Annotated in this window: 15 protein-coding genes; 13 read left to right on the forward strand and 2 right to left on the reverse strand. The window is 39.2% G+C overall.

Features of this window, described 5'->3' with window-relative positions:
- The first annotated feature begins 33 nt into the window (after nt 1–33).
- From RU86_RS01770 to RU86_RS01785, 4 genes are all read left to right on the forward strand, one after another.
- Nucleotides 34–1104: an ABC transporter permease gene (locus RU86_RS01770; protein WP_096813749.1), complete on the forward strand. Its 1071-nt coding sequence runs from the start codon at nt 34–36 to the stop codon at nt 1102–1104.
- 12 nt (nt 1105–1116) lie between these two features.
- Complete coding sequence (locus tag RU86_RS01775; RefSeq protein ID WP_096813750.1) at nt 1117–1791, forward strand: ABC transporter ATP-binding protein; 675 nt, start codon at nt 1117–1119, stop codon at nt 1789–1791.
- 560 nt (nt 1792–2351) lie between these two features.
- Nucleotides 2352–4157, forward strand: a complete 1806-nt coding sequence (recQ, locus tag RU86_RS01780) for a DNA helicase RecQ (protein ID WP_096813751.1) — start codon at nt 2352–2354, stop codon at nt 4155–4157.
- Nucleotides 4158–4246: 89 nt separating this feature from the next.
- Nucleotides 4247–6220, forward strand: a complete 1974-nt coding sequence (locus tag RU86_RS01785) for an NAD(P)/FAD-dependent oxidoreductase (protein ID WP_096813752.1) — start codon at nt 4247–4249, stop codon at nt 6218–6220.
- Nucleotides 6221–6277: 57 nt separating this feature from the next.
- Here RU86_RS01785 and RU86_RS01790 read toward each other — a convergent pair whose 3' ends face one another.
- A complete protein-coding gene (locus RU86_RS01790) occupies nt 6278–7120 on the reverse strand; it encodes an SDR family NAD(P)-dependent oxidoreductase (protein WP_096813753.1) in 843 nt (280 codons plus the stop codon).
- Nucleotides 7121–7192: 72 nt separating this feature from the next.
- Here RU86_RS01790 and RU86_RS01795 point away from each other — a divergent pair, with 72 nt between their 5' ends.
- Nucleotides 7193–7591, forward strand: coding sequence for a MerR family transcriptional regulator (locus RU86_RS01795; protein ID WP_096813754.1), 399 nt, complete (start codon nt 7193–7195; stop codon nt 7589–7591).
- 42 nt (nt 7592–7633) lie between these two features.
- Here the strand turns inward: RU86_RS01795 and RU86_RS01800 are convergent, their stop codons facing one another.
- Nucleotides 7634–8245: a nitroreductase family protein gene (locus tag RU86_RS01800; protein WP_096813755.1), complete on the reverse strand. Its 612-nt coding sequence runs from the start codon at nt 8243–8245 to the stop codon at nt 7634–7636.
- A 103-nt stretch (nt 8246–8348) separates the two neighbouring features.
- Between RU86_RS01800 and RU86_RS01805 the strand changes: the two genes are divergently transcribed.
- The 8 genes from RU86_RS01805 to RU86_RS01840 all read left to right on the forward strand — a co-directional run bounded on the left by RU86_RS01805 (nt 8349) and on the right by RU86_RS01840 (nt 15520).
- A complete protein-coding gene (locus RU86_RS01805) occupies nt 8349–8654 on the forward strand; it encodes a winged helix-turn-helix transcriptional regulator (RefSeq protein WP_096813756.1) in 306 nt (101 codons plus the stop codon).
- Nucleotides 8655–8719: 65 nt separating this feature from the next.
- Nucleotides 8720–9100 (forward strand): VOC family protein, encoded by a 381-nt coding sequence (locus tag RU86_RS01810; RefSeq protein WP_096813757.1) that lies wholly within the window; start codon nt 8720–8722, stop codon nt 9098–9100.
- 90 nt (nt 9101–9190) lie between these two features.
- The gene (locus RU86_RS01815; RefSeq protein WP_143468077.1) at nt 9191–9850 is read left to right on the forward strand and encodes a thiamine diphosphokinase; all 660 of its coding nucleotides are present in this window, start codon (nt 9191–9193) and stop codon (nt 9848–9850) included.
- A gap of 70 nt (nt 9851–9920) precedes the next feature.
- Nucleotides 9921–10373, forward strand: coding sequence for a CopY/TcrY family copper transport repressor (locus RU86_RS01820; RefSeq protein ID WP_245810454.1), 453 nt, complete (start codon nt 9921–9923; stop codon nt 10371–10373).
- The gene (locus RU86_RS01825; RefSeq protein WP_425435884.1) at nt 10370–10573 is read left to right on the forward strand and encodes a heavy-metal-associated domain-containing protein; all 204 of its coding nucleotides are present in this window, start codon (nt 10370–10372) and stop codon (nt 10571–10573) included. The genes RU86_RS01820 and RU86_RS01825 overlap by 4 nt, the downstream gene beginning before the upstream one ends.
- 107 nt (nt 10574–10680) lie before the next feature.
- Nucleotides 10681–12783 (forward strand): heavy metal translocating P-type ATPase, encoded by a 2103-nt coding sequence (locus RU86_RS01830; RefSeq protein ID WP_096813761.1) that lies wholly within the window; start codon nt 10681–10683, stop codon nt 12781–12783.
- 150 nt (nt 12784–12933) lie between these two features.
- The gene (locus RU86_RS01835; protein ID WP_096813762.1) at nt 12934–13590 is read left to right on the forward strand and encodes a MarR family winged helix-turn-helix transcriptional regulator; all 657 of its coding nucleotides are present in this window, start codon (nt 12934–12936) and stop codon (nt 13588–13590) included.
- A gap of 181 nt (nt 13591–13771) precedes the next feature.
- Nucleotides 13772–15520: an ABC transporter ATP-binding protein gene (locus RU86_RS01840; RefSeq protein WP_096813763.1), complete on the forward strand. Its 1749-nt coding sequence runs from the start codon at nt 13772–13774 to the stop codon at nt 15518–15520.
- Nucleotides 15521–15573: the final 53 nt, after the last annotated feature.

Raw genomic sequence — 15573 nt, forward strand, 5'->3', positions numbered from 1 at the left:
AAGATAGATGGATATAAATTAGGAGGATGTAGTATGTTTTTAGCACTGAATGAAATTCGGCATTCAAAATTAAGATATGCACTAGTGATTGGTGTGACTTTTTTGATTGCCTATCTTGTTTTTTTCTTATCAGGATTAGCTTATGGATTAGCCCAACAGTATCAGCTTGCCGTAAATAAATGGGAAGCAACGAATATTTTGCTGTCGGATAAGGCAAATGATAATCTAGCCATGTCGATGATTGACCCAGATGCTGTTAATCAAGTAAAAGCGACAGACAAGGCAGTACTTGCACAAATGCCCGGTATTATTTTTAACATCAAAGACTCAGATGATAAGCAAAATGTCAGTTTCTTTGGGATTAAGCCAAATGAATTTTTAAAGCCAAATGTGATTGAGGGCAAGATGTTCTCAGCAGCAGGAGAAGTTGTTGCGGATAACAGCTTAAAAACACGGTATAAGTATCAACTAGGCGATAAGGTTAAATTAGCAACGAATAATGAATCATTAACCATCGTAGGCTTTACCGATAATGCTAAATTTAGCGTAGCGCCAGTCCTTTATACCTCGCTTGATACCTTTAAAACGATTCGCTATGGTGCAGCAAATGTAGGGCAACAAAAGGATTTGATTAATGCCATCGTGACAAAGGGTGAGCTGACTGATAAACCTGATGGTCTTGAAAAACTGACGATTGCCAAATTTATCAATGTTCAGCCTGGCTACAATGCACAAGTCTTAACCTTTAGCTTTATGATTGGCTTCCTAGTGGTGATTGCAGCGGTTGTTATCGGTATATTCATCTATGTCTTAACCATGCAAAAAGTTGCAATTTTCGGCGTCATGAAAGCACAAGGTATCTCGAGTGGCTATATTGCTAGATCTGTGATTGCACAAACAGTGATTCTGTCTGCAGGTGGTGTATTATGTGGCTTAGTTGCAACTTTAGCATCTGCTTTAGTCTTACCTGATGCTGTGCCTTTCCAAACTAATCCTGTATTTTTAGCTGGGATTGGGATTCTTATCGTGCTTGTGGCAATTTTAGGCGCTTTATTCTCAGTACGTTCAATTGTTAAAATTGATCCCTTGAAAGCAATCGGGTAGGAGGTAGAAATAATGAATGCAATTGAATTAAAAAATGTCACTAAATGTTTTAAAGATGGTGATGATAAAATAGAAGCCTTAAAAGCAACCAATTTTTCTGTAAAAAAAGGGGAATTTGTCGCCATCATCGGACCCTCAGGATCAGGAAAGAGTACACTTTTAACGATAGCAGGTGGTTTGCAAGCCCCTTCTGAAGGTGAAGTGCTAGTAAATGGGAACAGCTTTAGTGGAAAAAAAGAAAAAGCGCGTGCTAAACTGCGCTTTGAAGAGATTGGTTTTATTTTACAAGCCTCAAATCTAGTGCCATTCTTAACAGTCAAAAAACAACTACAGCTTGTTGATAAAGTGACTAAAAATAAAGCAAAGAAAACAGGCACTGATTTACTAGCGCAGTTAGGTGTTGACAGTCTTGTTAATAAATACCCCGATGAGTTATCAGGCGGTGAAAGACAGCGTGTTGCCATTGTACGTGCGCTCTATAATGATCCGACGATCATCTTAGCAGATGAACCAACTGCAAGTCTGGATACGGATAAAGCATTTGAAGTCGTTAAGATTCTTGCTAAAGAAACAAAAGAAAAAAACAAAGCAACGATCATGGTTACCCACGATTTACGTTTAGTTGACTATTGTGATAAAGTATATTACATGGAAGATGGTATATTAAGCGAAAAGACAGCTAATTAATTCATTTTTATGATTAGATGAATCATAGCTAGTAAGTCCCCTTGTAGGTTTACCCTATAAGGGGTTTTTGCTACCGTAAAAAAGGGTATAAAAAAGGCACCTACTCATTTAGTTAAGTAGATGCTGCTATAAAGGTGGATAGTTTTCCATGATTATCTTTCTTTATTTAAATTATTGATTTTAAATTGAATACCGCTTCCTCAAGTGTAATACCTGATGCGTAAATGCTATTATCTTCAGTAAGATACGCTTGAAATCTGTTTGATACAGTGTCAAGAGATACTCTATATTTAAAGTCTTCGCTTGTGTATGTGAATGTCATTTTGCATTCCCCTTTCTTAAATCTCGACGAAAGGTTACTATAACGAAGATAACGAAATTCTTATATCAGATTACCACATAGAAGGTGAGATGTCAACTGTTTTTAAAAACTATTTTTTTCTACATGTTAAACCCTTTCAGTAAGGGGTTAAGGTCAAGGTAAAATTAGTCCCTGACTAAGGCATAAAATTTGAGGAAGATCGCGTGCAGACAGATCAAGCTTTTGATATAATAAAAGGATGACAAGGACAATAGAACTATTAAAATCAGTATATGGCTATGACAAATTTCGGGAAGGCCAGGAAGCAATTATCGACAGTGTGCTGTCAGGTAATAGGACCTTAGGTATCATGCCAACAGGAGGCGGGAAATCTCTAACCTATCAAATTCCTGCTATGCTATTACCCGGCTGCACCATGGTGATATCGCCTCTCATTTCCTTGATGAAAAATCAGGTGGATGAGTTAGTTGCGGCAGGTGTATCGGCAACGATGATTAATAGCTCGCTTGATTTTGAGGAGATTAAGGAAAGAACCTACGATATCCGACGAGGGGTCTATAAGATATTTTTTGTGGCACCAGAACGCCTAGAAGATGCCTATTTTTACCAATTTATTCAAAGTCTAGACCTGAGCTTAGTTGTCATCGACGAAGTACATGTTTTATCTCAGTGGGGACATGATTTTAGACCCTCTTATTTAAAGGCAGTTGACTTGATAGCAGGGCTAACTAATCGGCCAAATGTCATGGCGCTGACAGCAACCGCAACAGAAAAAGTACAGGCAGATTTAGCACAGATATTGGCGATTGATAAAACTGTTAAAACAGGTTTTGCTAGGGGCAATCTTGCCATAAAAATCGAAAAAGGCTTATCAAGTGGTGATAAATTAAAATTTGTCGTTGCTTATGTTAACAATCATCCGGATGATGTTGGCATTATCTATGCAGGTACACGTAAAAAAGTAGATGAATTGGCTGCATTGCTTGCGACGTCTGGCATTGTTTCTGGTCGCTATCATGCTGGCATGTCTGATGTAGAACGTGAAGCTGCTCAAAATGGTTTTTTATATGATGAATTTCAGGTCATCATCGCGACCAATGCCTTTGGTATGGGGATTAATAAAACAAATGTTCGGTATGTGATTCATTTAGGTATGCCTGGATCGATTGAAGCTTACTACCAAGAAATTGGGAGAGCAGGTCGAGACGGTTTGCCAAGTGAGACGATTTTGCTATATTCTGCACGTGATATCCAACTCCAACGTTTTTTCATTGACAATGCAGAAAATCAAGATCCTACTTATAGGCACCGTGAACTAGCTAAGTTACAAGAAATGACGGCCTTTTCAGCTACAGAAGCTTGTCTCCAACGCTATATCATCCAGTATTTTGGTGAAGAGATGGTACCGTGTGGCACTTGTTCTACTTGTACAGATACGCGTGAATTAACAGATATGACAGTCGCCGCACAAAAAGTGCTATCCAATATCGTCAGAATGGGTCAGATGCGTGAAGGTCATTATTCGAGGACACAGGTTGTCAGTGTCCTAAGAGGGAAGTTAGCTGAAAAAATGCGTTGGACTGGTTTTGATACGCTCTCAACTTATGGGTTAATGTCAGAGTGGTCAGTAAAAAAATTAAATCATTTTGTCGATTACCTGGTTGCGGATGGCTATCTTTTAGTTGCTGGAGAATATAACGGACTCAGTATCTCAGAAAAAGGCGTTCAGGTATTAAAATCTGAACAACAAGTGATGATGCGTGAAATCAAAGTTGCTGAAGCCATCCAGAAATCTGTTGCAAGTAAACGAGAAGTTGGTGGCAAGTTATTCGAGTTACTCCGAAAAGAACGATCAAGCTTTGCCAAAACACTTGCGCTACCACCATTTATGATTTTTTCAGATCAAGTATTGATGAATTTGGCTGAGGCAGAACCGACAAGTCTATCACAAATGCTAACCGTGTCTGGTATAGGTGAAAAAAAAGCTGCTCAATTTGGTCAAGCTTTCTTAACAGTTATAAAAGAATTCAGTGAGACAACTTGATAAGTTAGGTTTACATTTGTCAATGAAAGCGTTATAATTATAATGTACTATGTGAAAAAAAATACGAATTTATTATATTAGGAGACCCGATGTCTAAGAAAAGAATTGCGGTGATAGGTGCTGGTATAGCTGGTGTTAAAGCAGCTAAGACCTTATCTAAAAAGCTTAAAAATGAGGCAGAAATCATACTGATTGATAAGCATAGCTATCATACGATGATGACACAACTACATGAGATCGCTGCTGGTCGTGTGCCATTTACCAATGCGCAATATGACTTACAAAAATTATTTGCCCACCAAAAAAATGTACAGTTATTAACTGATGAAGTGGTCGGGTTAGATAAAGTAGCCAAAAAAATTACGACCAAACATAGTGGTGTCATTGACTATGATTACGTAATCGTAGCAATCGGCGGCGAACCAAATGATTTTGGTGTGCCTGGTGTCAAAAAAAATGCCTTTACCTTATGGTCGATGGAAGATGCGCTTAAAATCAAGCGCCATCTTGAGAAAGTTGTTGAGCAAGCATCTCTAGAACATGATGATGAAAAACGCAAAGCCTTGCTTAATTTTGTCGTTGCCGGATCAGGCTTTACCGGGATAGAAATGATTGGCGAACTAATTGACTGGCGTAGCGTTGTTGCGCGTGAGTACAAATTAGATGAGTCAGAGTTCACATTAAGTGTTGTCGAAATGATGCCGACGATTCTAAATACTTTAGATCGTAAAGACGCTGACAAAGTTGTCAAGTATCTAGCTAAGAAACATGTTAACTTACTCTTAAATCATGCGATCACAGAAGTTGCACCAGATCATATCAAGATTAAAGATGGTGCTGATGTACCGACACATACCTTGATTTGGACTACTGGTGTGCAAGGTAACACACAAGCAACACAGTATGGTCTAGCACAAAGTGAACGTGGTCAACGTCTAACAGCTAATGCCTATATGGAAGCAGTTGGCTTCGAGGACCTAGGCATTTATGTTGCTGGTGATGTATCAGGTTATATCGAAAAAGAAACTGGCCGTCCAACACCACAAATTGTTGAGGCAGCTGAACAAACAGCGCATACAGCATCTCAAAATATCATTGCAGACATTAAAGGTGGCGAGAAGCATCAGTTTGTTGGGAAATATCAGGGTACGATGGTATCTGTAGGCTCTAAATGGGGTGTCGCATCACTCATGGGCAAACTCCATCTATCAGGCTTCTTTGCCATGGCTGTTAAGCATCTGATTTTTATCATGTACACACTACAGATTGGTAGTCTATGGTACATGTTTACCTATCTTAAAAATGAAATTTTTCATACCAGTAACGAACGTAACCTTTTCCGTGGTCACACGTCTCGTCTTGGTAATGTGCTTTGGTCAGTGCCACTCCGTGTCTTCTATGGCTTAGTCTGGTTAGTTGAAGCGTCATCAAAATGGATTGGTGATGGTAAGCTTTGGGACCCAACAACCTGGTTTGGTAAAGGGTCTTGGTTTAATAACGACCTCCATTTCCCATTTGCCTGGCTTAAAGAAGCAGCTAGTGGTGCAGCAGACGCAGCAGCGGGTGCATCTACAGGTGGTGCAGAAACGGCTACAAAAGCAGCAGATGCAGCAGCAGGTGCAAGTACCGCAGTTGCTTCTGGCGCAGGTGAAGCAACTAAATCAGCTGCCCAATTTGGCTTATCATATTCATACGGTCATGAACCAATGGCTGTGCTAGACAAGTTACCAAACTGGATGGAACCTATTTTCAAATTTATGATTCCAAACAAAGAAGTTGCCTTGTTCATGCAAAAATTCATGTCAGTTGTTGAGGTTGCCTTGGCACTTGCCTTGATTGTAGGTGCATTTACTTGGCTTGCAGCAGCAGCAACGGCGGCATTGACAGTGATGTTCTCATTATCAGGTATGTTCTACTGGGTTAACATCTGGTTCATTTTTGTCGCAATTGCTTTGATGAATGGGTCAGGTCGTTCATTTGGACTAGATAAATGGATCCAACCTTGGTTACAAAAACACTTCTTTAAGTGGTGGTATGGTAAATCTAAATCAATGTATAAATAAGCAAAATAAAAACGTCCTAGGGCGTTTTTTGTTAATCAAAACAAGATCAAATGGCTTTCATTGCTCATAATCTGTCGAGATAATTTGCTGATAATTTTGCTCAAAAGCAGTTTTTAAGGCATTTAATTTTTCAGTAGCTTTCAAGTAAGCATCGGAACCCATCAGAAAATGTAGGGGGGTATCACTAGACTGCTGTAGATTATAAATCAGTTTGGCAGCTTTTTTTGGATCCCCAGGTTGATTGCCAGATAGCGCTTTTAAGTTTTGGATGTTTTTACCAGCTGTGTCAGTATATGCCGGATGGACACTTTTATTCTCTTTAGCTGATCGATTGGCGAAATCTGTCTTGAAATCACCTGGTTCTAATAAGGTGACATGAATACCAAGTGGCTTAACCTCTAAAGCCAAACTCTCAGATAGCCCTTCGAGTGCAAATTTTGTCGCATGGTAATAACCAAATCCAGCAAAAGCTCTTAAACCTCCTAAAGAGGAGACGTTCATGATGTCTCCTTTTTTATTTTGACGCATGATTGGTAAAATCTCATCTAACATATTTTTAACACCCCAGAGATTCACGTCAAATAGCTGCTTAATCTCGTCAGTATTAGCAAATTCAATAGATGAAAAATAGGCATACCCTGCATTATTCACAAGGACATCGATTGTTCCCCACTTCTCTATTACAGTTTGTACTGCCAGATGAATTTGCATTTGATTGGTGACATCCACTTCTAAAATCAGCAGATTATCTAGGTGTTGCCAGTTCGGAATATAGGTTTTAATCGCCTGTATCTGCCGTGCTGTAGCAACAACTAAACAGTCTTGTGAGAGTAAGTAGCTAACTAAAGCTTTGCCCAGACCTGTGGCGCTTCCTGTTATCATCCATACGTTCTTATGCATTGCAAAATCTCCTTTAAATGTGTAATATAGCTATTATATTGCATGAGAGTTACTATCAGTCAAGGAGAAAAGATGTATACAGTCAAAGATGTTTCAAAAGAGTTTAACATATCGCCCCATACCTTAAGATTTTATGCGAATAAGGACTTGTTTCCAAACATTACCAGAAATAAACAAAATATACGCCTATTTTCTGATAAAGATCTGGAGTATGTTGAAATGGTCTTAGCATTACGTCATACTGGTATGTCTTTACCGAGTATAAAAGCCTATATAGACCTTTGCGCTATCGGAGATGACAGTGTGATAGAGCGTTCAGAGATTATAGCAAATGAATTAAGACAGGCTGAAAATAAACTAATAGAAAGTATCCAACAAAGAGATATTTTAAGAAATAAACTAGCCTACTATCAAGAAGCCATCGAAAAAGGTGAGAAGTCTGTGATATGGGGAGTGAACAAACAGTTGTGAGTACTCTCTACTTGTTAAACGATATAAGAAAGATAAATAAACTCATTTGATAAGTGTAAAAAACTCATCTAAATGATATCGCACATGTGGATAGCCTGGCTTTAGTGCTTTACCAACAGGTAACAGCAACATAGCTTGGTAGTTAGCAGGGATATCAAGGTAGGTTTTTATTTTATCAAAATCTACCCCTATCATCGGTACTGAGTCATAGCCGAAAGCACGAACAACATGCATCAGATTCATTGAGAATAAGCCACTATCGAATTTCAATCCTTCAATACCGATATCTTCTGGATGTAAGTTTAGATAGGTTGAGACACGTGTCATTTTATAGCTTCTGTCTGCTTCAGTTAGCGTACCACGTTCAATATTAAAGTCCATAAGTTTATCTGCATCATATAATGTCTTATCGCCAAAGATTATGAAAACAACAGAGGCATCTTTAACTTGTTTTTGACCATAGGCAAATGTTCTGAGGACGTCTTGTTTTTCTTTATGTTTTACTGCAATAATTTTCCAAGGTTGGAAGTTATTACTTGATGGTGCATTTGCTGCACTTTGTATCATCTCTTGTATCTCTTTGTCTGAGATCTCATAGTTGGGATCAAACGTTCTTACAGAAGCACGATCATTTAAAAAGGTTAAGTAAGTCATGAGGTAATATCTCTTTTCTATGTGATATATGCTATTATAAGCTTTATAATCAAAAATATAAGTACGCACTTTTTTGTTACTGTAATCAAGCGGAGGAAGATGAATGATTGACAATGAATGTGGCATTTCGAAAATAATGGCTATCTTAGGTGGTAAGTGGCAGCTCAATATTTTATGGCAGATGTCTAAACAGACAGATATCCGGTTTAATCAGTTAAAAAGAGAAGTAAAGGGGATAACAAATGTCATGTTGACAAGATGTCTTACAACACTCGTTGCATATGACCTGGTCCAAAGAACTGATTTCAATACTATCCCACCTCACGTTGTATACAGGTTAACTGATAAGGGAAGAGAGCTTGTCCCTTTTCTAAATGAATTGAATAATTGGGGAAAACAAAATTTTTAGTTATATTTTAACAGGTTGGGATTAACTTATTGAGATGTAACGAAGTGATGACAAGGAGAATGCATATGAAATTAGACATGGTTGGTATCATTACCAAGGATATGGCAAAGGCAATTCAGTTTTATGAGACATTAGGATTTGCTGTCTCAAGTGAGGCATCAGATGATTATGTTGAATTAAAACATGAGGGGATTCGTTTGTCTCTGAATTCAGCAAACATGCTATCGAGTATATACGGTTATGAACCGAAAACAGTAGGTGACAAGATAGAGTTGGCCTTTCTATGCGACACGGTTAAGGAAGTCGATACGCTTTATGATAAGATGACCACTGCGGGCTATGTAGGATTTAAAGCCCCTTGGGATGCTTTTTGGGGACAACGTTATGCCATCATTAAAGATATAGATGGTCATTTACTCAGTTTATTCGCTAATATAAGTGCATGATTGAAACCTGTTTACTTTGTCAAGTTAGCTGGCAGATTATCTAGGGTGTCAGAGTGGTATAGCAGCTATATCAGTGGTATAATAAAGGGTATGAAAATAGTCGTCCTAGCAGGAGGTCCTGCAGCTTCATTTGAAACTTACCTCGCACAAAGCGGTGATATTGCACATACCTATTTTGTTGGCGTAGACAGAGGTGCCTACCGCCTGATGCGTGCCGGTTTTCCTGTTAATTTAGCTATCGGTGATTTCGATAGTCTTAATTCTGAAGAATTTGAAGCTGTATCAGCCTACGCAGATGAGCTTCACCAGTCACCAGCTGAGAAAGATGATACGGATTTAGAGCTTGCCATGCTAACAGTAGCGGCACATTTTAAAAAGATTGACGAGATACTTATTTTAGGGGGTATCGGTGGTAGATTTGATCATGGTATTCAAATTTTTTATTTAGTTTTGCAAAAAAGATTTGCTGAGCTAGTAGAAAAAATCAGGTTGATTGACGGTCAAAATGTGATTCAATTTGTAGGCCCTGGGCGACATCAGATCGTGAAAAATCCATCGATGACCTATTTAGCATTCGCCAGTCTAACGCCCGTGAGCAATTTTCTGATTAAGGACGCTAAATATGAACTAGATAGAACGGATTTTGAACGCAATTTTTCTTTGTCATCTAATGAATTCATCGATGAGCAACCGGTTACGATTTCCTTCACAGCAGGTATCGTTTCGATTATACAATCCAAAGACTTATAATGAATAAGTCTTTGGACTTGACTTATATAGTTTACAGTTGTAAACTATAGATAGAGGTAAGGAGATAAAGATGAATATTTCAGATTCAGAAATGGTCATCATGCGTGCCATATGGACATTAGAGAGCGCATCTGTTGATCAGATATCATGTAAGATAGCGGCATCAAATGACTGGTCCGTTGCAACGATAAAAACATTATTAGGTCGTTTGGTAAAAAAAGAAGTTTTGACAACAACAAAGTCGGGTCGAAAATTTATTTATACACCGACCTTGTCTGAGTGTCAGGCAGTTAACTTAATGGGACAAGACTTATTAGATAAGGTTTGTGCCAAAAAATATGCGAATGTGATTTCAAATTTGATAGATGCTGCTGATTTGACACAGGAAAGCTTACAAGACATCTCGGATGCTTTAGCCAAAAAAATACCGGCATGTCATGTCAGTTGTGACTGTTTAGATAAGTCATCTGAATGCACATGTGATCATACAAGTGCGACAGAAAAAGTAATGGAGACGATATGATGGAAAAACTAACTTTAACGATTAAAGGCATGACCTGTAAAAATTGCGTTGCACATGTAACAGAGGCTTTATCATCTGTCGCAGACGTCAAAACTGTAAAAGTTAATTTGAAAAAGGGCGAGGCGACTGTCAAAGGTGATGCACCAAATATGGCTAGTCTAAAAGCGGCTGTTTCAGATGCTGGTTATCAAGTCGTCTAATTTAACAAAGTGATGGTGGCAATTTGGCATCGTCGCTTTTTTTAAACAATAGAAAGGAAGAACTTACTTAAGGGAGAACCAGTTGCAAGTAAGTTCAATACTGACATATGAAAACACAATCTTTTGTGATTACGGGAATGACTTGTGCTAACTGCGTGCATCAAGTCAATAAAGCTCTGGATGCATCTGATAGCGTCTTAGAAGCGACAGTGAATTTGGCTACTGAAAAAGCCAAGGTTGTCATGACAGATGATAGCGAGTTTAGCGAGATAATTCAGGCAGTTCGTCATGCAGGGTATGGGGCCATTGTTGATGATAAGGCAAATCGTGACAAGATTCGGCTGGCCAAACTGAAAGCAGAGAAACAACTTTTTTGGTCATTTGTTTTCTCGGCTTTACTGTCTCTTCCGATGCTGATTGGGATGATGGCTGCAATCTTCCAAGTCCATCCTTTGATGGTCTTTCATAATCCTTTAGTTCAGCTAATACTTGCAACACCTGTTCAGTTTATTTTTGGTGCTAGATTCTACAAAGGTGCTTATATGGCACTTAAAAATAAGTCGGCCAATATGGATGTGCTGGTCGCGCTTGGGACCACCGTCGCCTATGTATCCAGTTTAGTCTTTGGCCTGTTCTTAGGGCATATGTCAGCGGTCAATTTTGAATCCTCAGCGGTGATTATCACCCTCGTTTTATTAGGGAAAAATCTCGAAAATCGAGCGAAAAAGAATACATCTGCGGCCATCTATAGCTTACAAAAAAATCGAGCCCAGACTGTGCATCTCGTTCAAGATAATCAAGAAGTAGATATGCCTGTTGAAGCCGTTAGTGTGAATCAGGTCTTACATGTTAAGGCTGGAGAGAGTGTCCCACTAGACATAGAGATTATATCTGGTAGGGCAAGTTTTGACGCCTCTTCCTTAACAGGTGAAGCCGTTCCTGTTACGAAACGGACAGGGGATTTTATAGCCGAAGGTGCTGTGAATTTGGATGGGTTGATTAAAGGACGTGTTATCCATACATTAGATGACTCGACTATCTCACAGATGATGGAAGCCATAGAAGAGGCACAGGCAACTAAACCCAAGATTCAAAAAGTAGCGGATCAAATTTCTAGTATTTTTGTACCAGCGGTCTTAGTCATTGCCTTGATTACCTTTATTTTGACACTGCTGTTTACAAAAGATATCAGTATAGCGCTGTTACATACGACGAGCGTGCTGGTTATCTCGTGTCCTTGTGCCCTAGGCCTTGCGACACCGACTGCGATCATGGTAGCGACAGGTTTGGGTGCTAAGCATGGTATTCTCATAAAGGATGCCAATGCGCTTGAAGATGCCAAACGTGTCGAAACGGTTATCTTTGATAAAACAGGTACAATTACGACGGGTAAGTTTAAGCTGGCTAATTGGTCGGGTTCTGATGCCGACTTTAATAAGTTAGCCAGTATCGAAAGTTATTCGAATCACCCACTGGCTCAGTCTTTGATCACAGATCAACTGCTAGCAGTGACAGACTTCAAGGAGATAGCTGGTCGTGGTCTAACTGCTCAAATCGATGGTCAAGTCTATTTTGCAGGCAATGCCGATTTGATGCAGGATCAGGGGATTACCGTTGAGACAACAGCAAATACCAGTATCTTTTTTGGCACAGGTAATCAGTTACTGGGCGTTGCGACCTTTTCATCTGAGGTTAAACCAGATGCTGCAGCGACGATTGCTAATCTGCATAAATTAGGCATCCAGACGATGATGCTAACTGGAGATAATGCCGAATCTGCTGCGGTGATTAATGAGCAGGTTAAGGTTGGGACAGTGATTGCCCATGCGACACCTGCTAAAAAAGCACAAGTCGTAACAGACACTAAGCAGGCCATGATGGTAGGGGATGGGATTAATGATTCAGTTGCCCTCTCTAGTGCCTTAGTTGGTGTTGCCATGGGATCAGGCAGTGACATTGCCATGCAATCAGGTGATGTTGTGGTGGTATCAGAACATGCACTAGAAAAAATTACCTCACTTATCAAATTATCTAAAAAAACAGTCAGTAAAATACATCAAAACTATTTTTGGGCATTTATATATAATGTTGTCGGCATTCCATTAGCAGCATTCGGCTTACTTAATCCGATTTTTGCTGGACTTGCCATGAGCTTATCCAGTGTCAGTGTGATTGTCAGCTCACTCTTATTAGGCAGAGAAAAAATTTGAATGTCGCGTCATAGTGGTTGAAAAGCTATCCTAAATTGGGTAGCTTTTTTTGAGTCGATTAACAAACTAATATTTAGTTTACTTTTTTGTTGACAAACTAAATAAAAAACAGTATTATTTAGTTAGGTAATAAGAAAGGAAACTAAACAAATGTTAACAGATGATATTTTAAATAATTTAAGCAAGATTTCCAGGCACCCATTCTTTATGTTTAAAAGAAAACTAGATGAACGTGGAGATAATGGCACACAGATGTTAGACCTATTGGCTAGTGAAAAAGATGTAACTGCAGGCAGAATTGCAGAGGTACTTGATATTAAACCAAGTTCTGTCACACAGATGATTAAGAAATTGGAAATGGCTGGGATAGTTGAGAGAATGAAATCAGAAAAGGATGCGCGTGTCACCTATGTCAACTTAACTTCAGTGGGACAAGAGATGTATGCTGAGCGTGAAAAAATGTCAGGTGGCTTAAACTCAGAATTATTTAAAGCGTTCAGCCAAGAAGAGCTTCTTGCTTTTAGCGAGAGTGTCGAAAAGTTAGCTAATCAATTAGCGAGTGCAGCATTTCAGGATAAACTGAATCAAGAATTTGGTAATGATGAACGCTGGAAAATTTTCGAGAAAATTAATTCACGTATGGGGCAAGCGAGAGGGCGTATGATGCGTGAGTTTGATCAGCATCAAACAGAATTTGGCTTTCAACAGCCATTTTGGGATGAAGATGATAGGCGTCGACAAACAGATAGACGTCGTGGAGACAGGCTTAATCATAATCGTCAAGGTAGAAGAGATACAAGATTTTAAGTTTGTCTAAAAACAAAAAATAAGGTTACTAGTAAAAAGGTATTATCAAGAAGAAAAAGGAGAAAAAGATGACACAAGATATAGCAGTTAGTTTGGTACTCGGTGCAACACCGTTTATGATCGCAATAAAAGAAACAATCAAATCAATTTTTGATGAATTAAAGGAAAGGGTGTTGCCTATATGAATCCTAATAATGTACGTGCGGACGGGACGAAATTTAGTTTTAAAAGCTTTCTTGGTCTGATAAATCAAGCAAAACCTAAATATGTTTACTTAATCATCGGTATCCTATTCGCTAGCATTTCTAGTGCGATTACAGTCTATGTCCCAAAACTCGCACAAAGTTTGATTAACCAGTTTAGTGAAGGGATTGATTATACGTTACTAGTAAAAGTCGTGATTTTATTCCTTTTGTCTGCGATTATTTCGGCTCTTGGCGGGACAATACTAGGGATTTTTGGAGAACAAGTGATTGCTAGCCTCCGAAAAAAATTATGGGCAAGATTGACAACACTAAGCGTGACTTATTATGATACTGCTAAATCTGGTGAGGTCGCTAGTCGTTTAGTCAACGATACCAGTCAAGTAAAACAGCTTCTTGCCAACGTCTTTCCACAGACATTTGCTGCCATCATTACACTTGTAGGCTCAGTCTATATGATGTTTAGGATGGAATGGCACATGACACTTGCCATGGTCATCGTCGTGCCGCTTGCCATGCTTCTCATGATACCCGTTTTTAAGTTTGGCTCTGTCATTGGTCATCAAAGGCAAGATGCTCTATCTGAATTTAGTGGGATTGCAACAGAAACACTGTCAGAAATACGGTTAGTTAAAACATCTAATGCGGAACAACAAGTACAGAAACGTGCGAATACAGAAGTTCAAAAACTCTTTAAAGTTGGTAAAAAAGAAGCCCTATTTGATGCCACCATGCAACCCTTTATGATGATGGTCATGATGTCTATGATTTTTGGGCTACTTGCTTACGGTATGCATCGTATTGCTACAGGTGCGATGCAAATCGGCACGCTGATGAGTTTTCTAATGTACCTATTTAATATGATTGGTGCGTTACCAATGCTGGCACAACTATTTACTGAAATGGCAAAAGCAGCTGGCTCGACCAAACGTGTATCAGAATTACTTGAACAAATACCCGAAGATTTTACGAGTGGGGAAAAAGTTGATTTGTCGGGTAAAGCTTTAGTTGCATCTCATGTTGATTTTGCATATGATGCGGACAATCAAATTTTACGAGATGTCTCATTTGAAGCGAAATCGGGGCAAGTGATTGCCTTTGCAGGTCCTTCAGGGGGCGGTAAATCAACTGTTTTCAGTTTGTTGGAGCGGTTCTATGCGCCGACAAATGGTCAGATTAAGATCGATGGGCAAGAGATTTCTGACTTCAATTTGACAGATTATCGAAAACAGATTGGGTTTGTATCTCAAGATTCTGCGATTATGGCGGGAACCATTCGAGATAATTTGACCTATGGATTAGATATGGTGTTCACAGATGATGCGCTATGGCATGTCCTCAGCTTAGCTTATGCTAAAGACTTTGTAGCAGAAATGCCGGATCAATTAATGACAGACGTTGGGGAACGTGGTGTTAAGATATCAGGTGGACAACGACAACGCCTCGCAATCGCAAGAGCCTTTCTTCGAGATCCTAAGATTTTAATGCTAGATGAGGCAACAGCAAGTCTTGATTCTGAATCTGAAATGATGGTACAAGCAGCGTTAGCAAATCTGATGCGCGGTCGAACGACACTCGTGATTGCGCACAGACTGGCTACGATTGTTGATTCAGATAAAATTTACTTTATTGAAAAGGGAGAAGTGACCGGAGCAGGGTCACATGATGAGCTTGTGAACAGCCACCCTAAATATGCTGAATATGTGAAGGAACAAATTCTAAATTAAAAAATAGCATCAGCTTGATGCTATTTCAGACTGGAGACAAAAGGCATATTTCG

The organism is Pseudolactococcus piscium (assembly GCF_002441695.1).
Classification (GTDB): Bacteria; Bacillota; Bacilli; order Lactobacillales; family Streptococcaceae; genus Pseudolactococcus; species Pseudolactococcus piscium.